The sequence below is a fragment of the Streptomyces sp. NPDC001020 genome (assembly GCF_053599115.1).
In genome coordinates this window covers 1-9,206 of sequence record NZ_JBSFLQ010000083.1, presented here as the reverse complement: position 1 = coordinate 9,206, position 9,206 = coordinate 1, and the positions used below count along the sequence as shown (strand labels likewise).

Sequence of the window (9,206 nt, the reverse complement as noted above, 5' to 3'; positions counted from 1 at the left end):
GGCCTGGCTGCACACCTACAATCACCACCGCGGACACACCGCGCTCAAGGGCCAACCACCCGCCAGCCGCGTCCACAACCTCACGGGTCAGTACAGCTAGAGCGTGCAGCAGGTCGTCGGTGGTGAAGTGGGCGTAGGGGGCGGTGGTCAGTCGAGGGAGGGCGGAGCGGAGCAGAACGGGGAGGAGATGGGGCAGGCCGGGTGGCGTGACCGTGCCGTTCTCAAGGAGATCCACGGTTCTTCTTCGGATCGGTTGGCCGGACCGCGTCCCTGCGGGCCGGGGCTACTTTTGGGGCCGCCCGATCTGGTGCACGGTCCAGCCGGCTGTGCGCCAGCGGGCTGGGTCAAGGGTGGTGCGGCAGTCGACCATCAGCGGCTCGGCCGTACGGTCGGTCAGCGCTGTGGGGTCGACCTGCCGGTATTCGGGCCACTCGGTGGCCAGCACCACCGCGTGGGTACCGTCGACGGACTGTTTCAGGTCGTCGGTGTATTCGAGTTCGGGGTTGCGGTGCATGGCGGTCCGGACGGCCTGCGGGTCGTGCACGGTCACCAGCGCGCCGGCCTGGTGGAGGGCCTGCGCGAGCGCGAGCGCGGGGGACTCGCGGACGTCGTTCGTGCCGGGCTTGAACGCGGCACCCCACACGGTGATCGCCGCGCCTGCGACCGGACGACCGAGCGCCTTGGTCACGATGGCGACCGCTGTGGCGGTGCGCGACTCGTTGACCTCCTCGGCGGCGCGGAGCAGCGTGGCGGCCCTGTCTGCGCCGAGCTGCCTTGCGGACGCGGTGAAGGCGCGGACGTCCTTGGGGAGGCAGCCGCCTCCGTAGCCGATCCCGGGAGACATGCTGCCGCGTCCGATACGGCCGTCGACTCCGAGGATGTCCACGATCTGGGAGATGTCGCCGACGGCGGACTGGCACATGTCCGCGACCGCGTTGATGTACGAGATCTTGAGCGCGAGGAAGGTGTTGGCAGCCCCCTTGGCGAGTTCGGCGGTTGCCGGGTCGGTGATGAACAGGGGGATACCTGTGGCCTCCAGGATCGGGGCGTAGACGTCCCGGATCGCCTTCTCCGCGGCGGCGGTCGTCAGCCCCGCGACGATCCTGTCGGGCCGCAGGCTGTCCTGGACCGCGTGGCCCTCGCGCAGGAACTCGGGGTTCCACACGACGTCGACCAGCTCGCCGGCTGGGGCCAGGCGCTGAACAAGGTGGGTGAGCTGGAGGGTTGTGCCGACGGTGACCGTGGACTTTCCAACGATCGTGCAGGCCCGGGTCAAGTGAGGGGCGAGCTGGCGGACAGCGCCGAAGACCTGCCCGGTGTCGTAGGAGCGGCCGTCGGAGTCGATGGGCGTGCCCACGCCGAGGAAGTGCAGGTCGGCGAAGACGGCGGCTTCCTGTACGTCGGTGGTGAAGCGCAGCCGCCCGCCGGCGGTGTGCTCCGTGAGGAGTTCGGGCAGGCCCGCCTCGTAGATGGGGCACTCACCGGCGTTGAGCCGGTCCACCTTCGTGTGATCGGTGTCCACACCGATCACCTCGTGGCCGATCTCTGCCATAGCCGCGGCGTGGGGGATACCGAGGTGTCCGCAGCCGATCACCGAAACGCGCATAGCTCTCCTTGATGTGGGTGATGGTCATGGAACGCACAAGCGGGCACTCCTGACGCTATCGACAGGGGCCGGGCTGGGATGCTGTATCCCCTCAGACTGAACAGGACGTCGAAGAAGCAGAAGCCGTCGGGGCAGGGTGGTCCGCGCGCTTGCCCTGAGGGTGGATCGGGGATCAGTCGTACAGGCGTCCCAGCAGGGCGCCTTGGCCGGACTGCAGGATGTGGGCGGCCTCCAGCGGGATCCAGAAGCACTCGAAATGCGTGGGCTCCTGTTCCCTGTCGTGGTCCTCCTGGCTCATCCAACGCTCCGGAGTGGGCTCGGTCAGCTTCAGGTGGAAGACGTGCCGGCGCTGGAGCTCGAACCGGTACGGGCTGATGTCGTACTCGGTCTCGCCGAGCTTACGCATGATCGCGAAGCCCTTCAGGCCGGTCTCCTCGCGGGCTTCGCGCAGCGCCGCCGCCTCCGGCGTCTCATCTTCGCGGATGCTGCCGGCCGGAACCTGGATGCCGACCTCCTCGTAGCTGTAGTCGGTGTGCCGGAAGACCAGCAGCTTTCCGTCGCGCACGACGTAGCACAGCACCTTGTCCTCGGTGACCTTTTCGAGCATGAAAGCACCCTTCTTCCTCAGGTGATCGAACCGGTGATCATCTTGGTCGGCCGCCTCCGCCTCCGCCTCCGGCGACGCCGTCGCCGACGCGGCGGGGCGATCCTGGCGAGTCACAGCGCGTGGGACTTGATCTGGCCATCGTCCGGCCCGGCTTCGCGGTCCAAGCAAGGGTCCGCTGGGGCCGTAGCGGGCGGGTTGGCTGCCTGAATGTCAGCGCCCGGTTCCTGTTTGGTCGAAGTTCATGGGAGGGCTTCGTCGTCGGGGATGAGGGTCACGCACCGGCGGCTGGCGCGGGGCAGGCCGAGCCTGACCCGTTCCCGGTGGACCGCTGCGAGTTGGTCGATGGCCGCGGGGCCCCAGTTGAACATCTCGATGACCTGTTCGGGGGTGGCGAGTGCCCGGATATAGGTCTGGCCGGTTGCCGGGTCGGGCCGGGAGGGGCCGATGTTCGTGCGGGTGGCTGCCATGCGGACGCGGGCGTACGGCCCGCTGTCGGGGTCCTCGTTCCAGAGGTGGCCGAGGAAGACTGGCGTGCTGATCTGGACGGCGGCTTCCTCGACGGCTTCGCGGATGAGGGTGGCGGCCGGATCACCTTGGTCCTGGGGCTCGGGTGTACCGCCGGGCAGGCAGGAGGCGCCGTGCGAGGGGTCGAGGAGTACGAGGACGCGGCCGTCGGGGGTGAAGAGCCAGCCCCAGCACTGCCGTACCGGGGTCCCGGCCGGTACGGGTTCCGGGTGCCAGGGCCAGTGATGGGTGGCGCGCTGCCGGCTGAAGGCGTGCACGTGGTCGAGCAGGGTGGGGGCGAGTGGATGTCCGTCCTCCAGTAACACGGTGCCCGCGCCGTTGGTCCGGGCACGTAGCGCGGCCAGAGCGCGGCGGGCGTCGCCGGGTGACATCAGGTCGGGGAGGTCGGCGGGCTCGACGAAGTCGACGCCGATGACTTCGCCTTCGGGGAGGCGGATCGTGTCGATCTGGGCGGTGTCCCAGGTGCCGCCGTCGTAGACGAAGAGCAGTTCGCCGGGGAACCGCAGGGCGGGGGAGAGGCCGGGGGTGGTGGGTGGTACCCAGTCCACGGCCAGGCCGCGGTCAATGGTCATGGTGACGCCGAGTTCCTCCTGAAGCTCCCGGGACGCTGCTCGGGAGGGGGCTTCGCCCGGGTCGACGGCCCCGCCGGGCAGGAGCCGCTGCGGCCGGTAGTCGACCTTCTGGACCAGGACCCGTCCGCAGGTATCAGTGGCGAGCACGGACGTCCCCGCCCACAAGGATGCCGAGGCCCGCAATGCCCCGTACTCCTCATCGGTCAGCGAGCTGCTGGGCAGATTGTCGCGCGATGTGGTCACGTCTGTGCCTCCAGTTGGGGGGTGGGGACGGGCGATGTGGCCTTGCGCGGGTGGTCAGCGGACCCCGTGACGAGGTACTGCGGGCCGTGTCCGGTGCGGGCACGCTCGATGGCCTCGAGGCGGGCGAAGGACTCGTCGCCCATCAGGCGCCGCCACTCGTCGAGATCGTGGATCGCCCACAGGTCGTGCTCAGCCGGGTCGAGGCGGATCCGGCGCAGCTGCTCGGTGGTGAGGTTGCCGCCGTCGAAGATGAATCCGATGTGGCCCATCGGCCAGCGGGGGCCGGGGTGGAGGTAGTGCATCAGCAGCAGGCGGGGCCGACCCTGGCCGAGTTCGAGTCCGGTCTCCTCGGCGGCTTCACGACACGCGGTCCCCAGGGGATCCTCGCCGGCGTCGGTGTTGCCGCCGGGAAGCTGCCAGAGCCGATTGCCGTACACCGAGCGCAGCTGAACGGGCCGATCGTGTTCGTCGCGGACATACAGGCAGCCGTACACCGTGTGGTGGGGCACCGTCTGTACGTACGCGGCCGCACTCATGGGCAGTGGGCGGCCCGGACGTGCCGGCCTGTGATCGAACTCGAACGCCAGGACGCCCAGTTCCTCTTCGGCCGGTGGGTAGATACCGCGGAGCGCGTCGAGTAGCTCCGTGCGCGAGGCATTGGGGTCGATGCGTCGGGGATCGTGCGCGTCAAGCAGCTCGTCGAAGGAGGCGTAGGCCGTGATCCGCCGTGCGACAACGTCGAGTTGCCGGTCGCTGCCCCGGTCGTGGAAGACGATCGTGTCTCCTTCCTCGACTGCCCGTTTCGTGGGAGTGCCCACGCGCACCTCGATCGTCTTGCGCCCTGCCTCCACTTGGCCGTAGTAGCGGGGCAGCAGGTGCATGTGGTGTTCACGCGCGTGACCATCTACCACCGGGCCGGCCATGCGGGCCGACGAAGGCGGTGTGGAAATCGCGGCGTGTTGCGCCGGAACCCTGTCCTCCGCGTGGGGGCCGCGCAGGACGACCACGGCGAGGCCCTCGCTGTCGCGCCGTTCGACCGTGGACCAGCCAACCTGCAGTCGGGCGAGTTCGTCCTCATCGAGGGCGATGTCACATTGCTCAGCCGGGGTGTCGGCGGAGAGCGGGGTGATGACCACAAGTGCCCCGCCGGGGCGCAGACGGCGGCCGAGGGCGCGCAGAGTGCGGTCGCGGTGCGTCAGGTAGGGATACACAAACCGGAGGGTGATGAGGTCATACCCGTCGGCGTGCAGAGGACCCCCGTCATCGTCCTCGATGTCCAGACGCAGCCACCGAGCGGCCCTCGAGTGAGTGGCGGCTGCTTCGGCCAGGGCGTTGTCGGACCAGTCGGCGGCGTCGACGCGGTAACCCAGCGAAGACAGGAACGCGGCGAGTTCACCCACGCCGCACCCGACGTCGAGAGCCCGGCATTCAGCAGGGGCCGGTAGAAGATTGACAAGCAACGACCGTTCGACACCGGTTAGTTGACGGTAGCGGCAGCATTCGGCGTAGCCGTTGTTCCATTCGTCCTGCGTGGTGAACACGAGGGGCACCTCCCTTGTGAGCTGGTACTGCGAGGGGGCGGGCCGGCCGACGTCTGCAGCCCCGGAAGGCTCCGGCGTGGAGTGTGGACGTCAGCTCCTTCCCATGTTGAAGGTCGCGGTGCCCGCCGGGAACTGGGCCACCTCAGCCGGTTTCAGGCCGTATGTCAGGAACAGCGACGGCGGTGATCTGCTGCCGCGCGCCACTCATGTTCACGTTGAAGCAGGCTGCGGCTCGAGCGGATCGGGGGCGAGGGCGATGGTCATCCACGGCACAGCCTCCTCGCGATACGAATGTCCGACGGGATCGGTGCCGCTGCGGTCGTCGAGGCTGAAGCCGGTGACCATGATCATGCCCGAGCCCTCGGCGACCGAGACGAGCTGACTTCCACGAGGGCAAAAGCCGCGGTGCAAGGTCGGCCAGCTCGAGTACCACGTCGGCTCGCCGCCCGGACCGACCCACCTCAGCCTGTCCTTACGGAAACCGACCCACAGGACTGCAGGACTGCCGGAGATGCGCGTCTCGTGCCGGCATGAGCAAAGGTGTGGATCGTCCGGGGCACCGTCCACCTCGTACACGGTGTCGCCGCACAGGCAGCGTCCCGTGCGTGCTTTGGGCTTCGATCCAGCCCTGCCGACGACCAGCGCGGCATTGCTGTCTGAGCGGTCGCTTGCATCGGTGGGATGGGTGGGGTGGTCAGGTCCGGGCCGGTGGGGTGCAGGGGACATGGTCTCCTCGTTCGAAGTCGTCTGCCGGATTGTGCGGCGGTCGTTCAGGGCTCAGATGACGGGGGGCCGTCCGGCCTTGGTCAGTCGCCGCGCGGTGTGCCAGCTCGGTTCACGCACTGGCCCCGGGCGATCGCCGCGTTCCAGCTTCGCGCGCGCCTCCTCGTCCAGCGCCAACTGCACCGCGTGCGTCCGTGCCACCCCGACCGCCCTCCGCCCCTGTGTCCCGCCGACTGGAGTGGATCACGGCGGACGCCGGCGGGAGCAGGCGGGATGGGCATCAAGCTGACGAACCCGACGGAGTCGATGCAGTACCACTTGCGGCATCGCCTGACCTGCCATGTTCGCTCGCTCACGCTGGCCGCAGGTGGCAGGTGTCCACGTGCGCTTTCGTACCAGGTTCGCCTACATCACTGGGGCATTGCCAGGCGGGCAGGCCCTGCCGCTGCACCGTCTGCGCTTCGGAGGACGTCCTGCATACCTGTGGCTTCGTCGTCTACCTCGCAAGCCGCGACAGCTACCAGGACAACATCCTGCCCAGCGGGTCCCGCTCAGTATCACCCGAAGAAGCCCTCGACTGCGCTTGCGGCCTCCGTCTCAACGACCCAGCTCATGCACAAGCATCTTCAACGCTCTGACACGGTGCAGCATTAGAATTCGTCCGGTGCACCGGACGAATCTGACAGCGGCTACCGACAGCGAATCCTGGGTCGGCCTCTACATGGAGCTTCAGCATGCGACCGAGCCGGGGCTGCGGCCGCAGGTGGCCAACGGGAATCAGATAGTCCTGTCGCAGGGGCCGGACGCGGTGCTCTTCGCCAAGATCGACGACGACCGAGGCGGAGGCGAATACTCCCGCACGGACCACTACCGATCACCCATCGCCCCATTGCGGGCCACCGAGGTGCGCGCGGTCACCGAACGAGAGCAACCGTCCTGGTACGCCCGCTGGGCGCATCGCTTTGCCAATGCCCTGCAAACCTCCTCCATCGGTCCGCTCCATGAGGGACGGTGGGTGCTCTCCCAGCGGCTCGCCCGGGAAGGGATGACCCGGACCGGAGACGGGGCGGCCGGTCAATGGCGTTCCCTGTTGCTCGACGATCATCCGGACGGCTACATTGACTGGCTCACCGGCTCATGGAGAGTCATACCCCTGCGGCAGATGCCACCGCCGGACGACGGCAGGGTGAAGGCGTACCGCAAGCAAGCTCGGGAAGGCATCCTGCCGCCCGCACTGCTCTGGTGGTTCAGCGGGCTCAACTGCTACGTGATCCTGGACGGTCACGCCCGCCTCGTCGCCGCCATCGCCGAGAACCGGGAACCGGCGGTACTGGTCCTCTCCCGCTCAGCATCCGAGGAACAGACTAGAACCAGGACGGACAAGGCCCTGTCCACCTACCACTTCACCATGTCCATCCTGGATGGTCCACATCCAGTGACGAACCGCCAAAACTGGGCCCGGGCGGCGAGCCACCTGCTCGCCACTCAACTGCACAATCTCAAGGTCGACTACGCACCCACCCGCGCATGGCCGATGCCTGCGGCTCACCGGTCCGACCTCCGTACGCCTCGGGTGTGAACGCCGACCCCTCCGGATGCCCACCGTGACACGGCTTGGACACATATGGAGGGGCGCAGCAACGCCACTCAACGGGACCACCTCTACCGGCTGCGTCTGCTGTGGCGCGATGACAACGAGCCTGCAATCGGCGGCTTCGAGGCCGAACAACCAGCCCTGGTCGGATCTCCTCCCCGAGTCTCGGGCTACGGTTATCGGCGGGCGATCCCACGTCATGCGACTGACCTCGCGGCCACTGGCCCAGTGCGTGTGCTGTTCGACGCGTAGACGAGCGAGGACGTCGTCGCGATGCTGACCAGCTCGCAGCCGCTGTCGGAGACCGTGGTCGCCACCATCTCCGAGGGTGTGGAGGAGGAGGCGACCCTGCGGGGGCTCTCCACCTTGGTCACCGACACCCACGACGAAGCTGGCCGACGAACTCGGCTACCGGCCCAACCCGCTCGCCACCAGCCTGCGCACCCGGCGCAGCAACTTGGTCGGGGTCCTCTTCCCTTTTGGACGGCGCGCCCTTCGCGCTCGTCAACCGCCGCACCGACGTCGGCCACCCGACGGTCCACCTGCGACGACCACCTCGGCGGGCGACTCGTGGCCGAGCACTCCCTGGCCCTGGGCCACCATCGGGTGGCCGTCATCGCCGGTGAACCCTGCGCCAGTGGCGGCACCGACCGCTACCGTGAGGCCGGCCTGCCCTTGTCCGCCCACGGGGTGCGGCACTGCCACTTCGACACGACCGGCGGGCACCGCGCTACCGTCGAGTTGCTGAACGGACCCGACCGGCCGACCGCAATCTTCACCGTCAACGACCTCGCGGCGATCGGCACCATCGGCGCAGCCCGGGACCTGAGCCCGCGTCTGAGCGAGGACCTCGCGCTGGCAGACTTCAACGACACCCTCCTCGCCGCCGAGCTGCCCGTCCCGCTCACCAGCGTTCACTCGCCGATGGCCGGGCAGAAAAAGCCGACACGCCGCATGTCTGCTCCTGCGCCGTATCGCGGGCGAGACCGTCGTCTCGGAGACGCTCAGGCCGATCTCGTGCAGGCCTCCACCGGCACGGCGCAGGCCGATCCTGGGATAAGCGGGAAGGCGTAACTTCGCCTCGCCATCCACCAATTCCGATCCCGCGAACCCAGGACAGTGTTACCCAAACGATTGGCGCAATCGTTTGGGTAGAGCATACTGGCAACCCGGAACGCGTCCGGCTACGACAACGGGGAGGCTCGATGAGGTGGTTGGGCAGACGGCGCGAAACAACGCCGGTTCCCCATGAGTTCGTCGCGGCGCTACGGGAGGGCGGCCAGATAGCTGAGCTGACCAGGCGTCAGGGCAACGCGGAGCTGGCCGCGGAACGGTACGGGGAACTGGTCGCGGAAGCGGAACGCGTTCTGGGACGGCGAAACACGCACACCTTGGCGCTGCGGCACCAACTGGCCCATTGGACCGGTGAGTCGGGCCGGGCCGAAGCCGCAGTCAAGGTGGCAGCCGTGCAGTGCACCGCGCATGACTACAGCGATCCGGGCAAACCAAGGATCGCCTGGAATGACGAGCAGGCCCGCGCCGCACTCGTTGACGGCCTGGTCGGTGACGCGCTCAGACTCCTCGGGCATCTGCCCGAGCAGGAGCTGGGTGAGAAGGCGGCGAACGCGGTCGGGCTGCTGGCCCTGGTCGCAGGCCAGGACGTGGAGCCGGCCGAGGACTCCGATGGCCGTGACGGGCGGTGGCGCATCACTCGGGGCACCGCCTACGACCGGATGATCTCCACCGTCGATCCGGAATCCCGGCACGTGCACAAGACCCGCTCCCACCGGCAGGA

The 9,206-nt window shown here is 68.4% G+C and carries 9 protein-coding genes and 1 pseudogene; 3 read left to right on the top strand and 7 right to left on the bottom strand.

What is annotated here, in order from left to right:
* The 7 genes from ACWDEX_RS36850 to ACWDEX_RS36820 form a co-directional block, all read right to left on the bottom strand.
* The coding region (locus ACWDEX_RS36850; RefSeq protein WP_450469005.1) for a hypothetical protein at window positions 1–235 on the bottom strand (235 nt) is incomplete at its 3' end.
* Between the two features lie 48 nt (window positions 236–283).
* On the bottom strand, window positions 284–1,606 hold the full coding sequence (locus ACWDEX_RS36845) for a UDP-glucose dehydrogenase family protein (RefSeq protein ID WP_450469003.1): 1,323 nt from the start codon (window positions 1,604–1,606) through the stop codon (window positions 284–286).
* Window positions 1,607–1,778: 172 nt separating this feature from the next.
* Window positions 1,779–2,213: an NUDIX hydrolase gene (locus ACWDEX_RS36840; protein ID WP_450469001.1), complete on the bottom strand. Its 435-nt coding sequence runs from the start codon at window positions 2,211–2,213 to the stop codon at window positions 1,779–1,781.
* 239 nt (window positions 2,214–2,452) lie between these two features.
* The gene (locus ACWDEX_RS36835) at window positions 2,453–3,553 is read right to left on the bottom strand and encodes an NUDIX hydrolase (protein ID WP_450468999.1); all 1,101 of its coding nucleotides are present in this window, start codon (window positions 3,551–3,553) and stop codon (window positions 2,453–2,455) included.
* Window positions 3,550–5,094, bottom strand: coding sequence for a methyltransferase (locus ACWDEX_RS36830; protein ID WP_450468997.1), 1,545 nt, complete (start codon window positions 5,092–5,094; stop codon window positions 3,550–3,552). The genes ACWDEX_RS36835 and ACWDEX_RS36830 overlap by 4 nt, the downstream gene beginning before the upstream one ends.
* A 210-nt stretch (window positions 5,095–5,304) precedes the next feature.
* Window positions 5,305–5,820, bottom strand: a complete 516-nt coding sequence (locus ACWDEX_RS36825) for a GFA family protein (protein WP_450468995.1) — start codon at window positions 5,818–5,820, stop codon at window positions 5,305–5,307.
* A 51-nt stretch (window positions 5,821–5,871) separates the two neighbouring features.
* Entirely contained in the window at window positions 5,872–6,018 is a 147-nt protein-coding gene (locus ACWDEX_RS36820; protein ID WP_450468993.1) for a hypothetical protein, read from the bottom strand.
* Between the two features lie 463 nt (window positions 6,019–6,481).
* Here ACWDEX_RS36820 and ACWDEX_RS36815 point away from each other — a divergent pair, with 463 nt between their 5' ends.
* The 3 genes and pseudogenes from ACWDEX_RS36815 to ACWDEX_RS36805 all read left to right on the top strand — a co-directional run.
* A complete protein-coding gene (locus ACWDEX_RS36815; protein WP_450468992.1) occupies window positions 6,482–7,396 on the top strand; it encodes a hypothetical protein in 915 nt (304 codons plus the stop codon).
* A gap of 288 nt (window positions 7,397–7,684) precedes the next feature.
* Complete coding sequence (locus ACWDEX_RS36810) at window positions 7,685–8,485, top strand: substrate-binding domain-containing protein (RefSeq protein WP_450468990.1); 801 nt, start codon at window positions 7,685–7,687, stop codon at window positions 8,483–8,485.
* A 374-nt stretch (window positions 8,486–8,859) separates the two neighbouring features.
* A pseudogene (locus ACWDEX_RS36805) lies at window positions 8,860–9,206 on the top strand (IS5/IS1182 family transposase); the annotation flags it as partial.

Excerpts from the sequence above, each read along its gene's own strand:
- ACWDEX_RS36825 (WP_450468995.1), bottom strand. The coding sequence starts at position 5,820 with ATGTCCCCTGCACCCCACCGGCCCGGACCTGACCACCCCACCCATCCC.
- ACWDEX_RS36845 (WP_450469003.1), bottom strand. The coding sequence starts at position 1,606 with ATGCGCGTTTCGGTGATCGGCTGCGGACACCTCGGTATCCCCCACGCC.
- ACWDEX_RS36840 (WP_450469001.1), bottom strand. The coding sequence starts at position 2,213 with ATGCTCGAAAAGGTCACCGAGGACAAGGTGCTGTGCTACGTCGTGCGC.
- ACWDEX_RS36810 (WP_450468990.1), top strand. The coding sequence starts at position 7,685 with ATGCTGACCAGCTCGCAGCCGCTGTCGGAGACCGTGGTCGCCACCATC.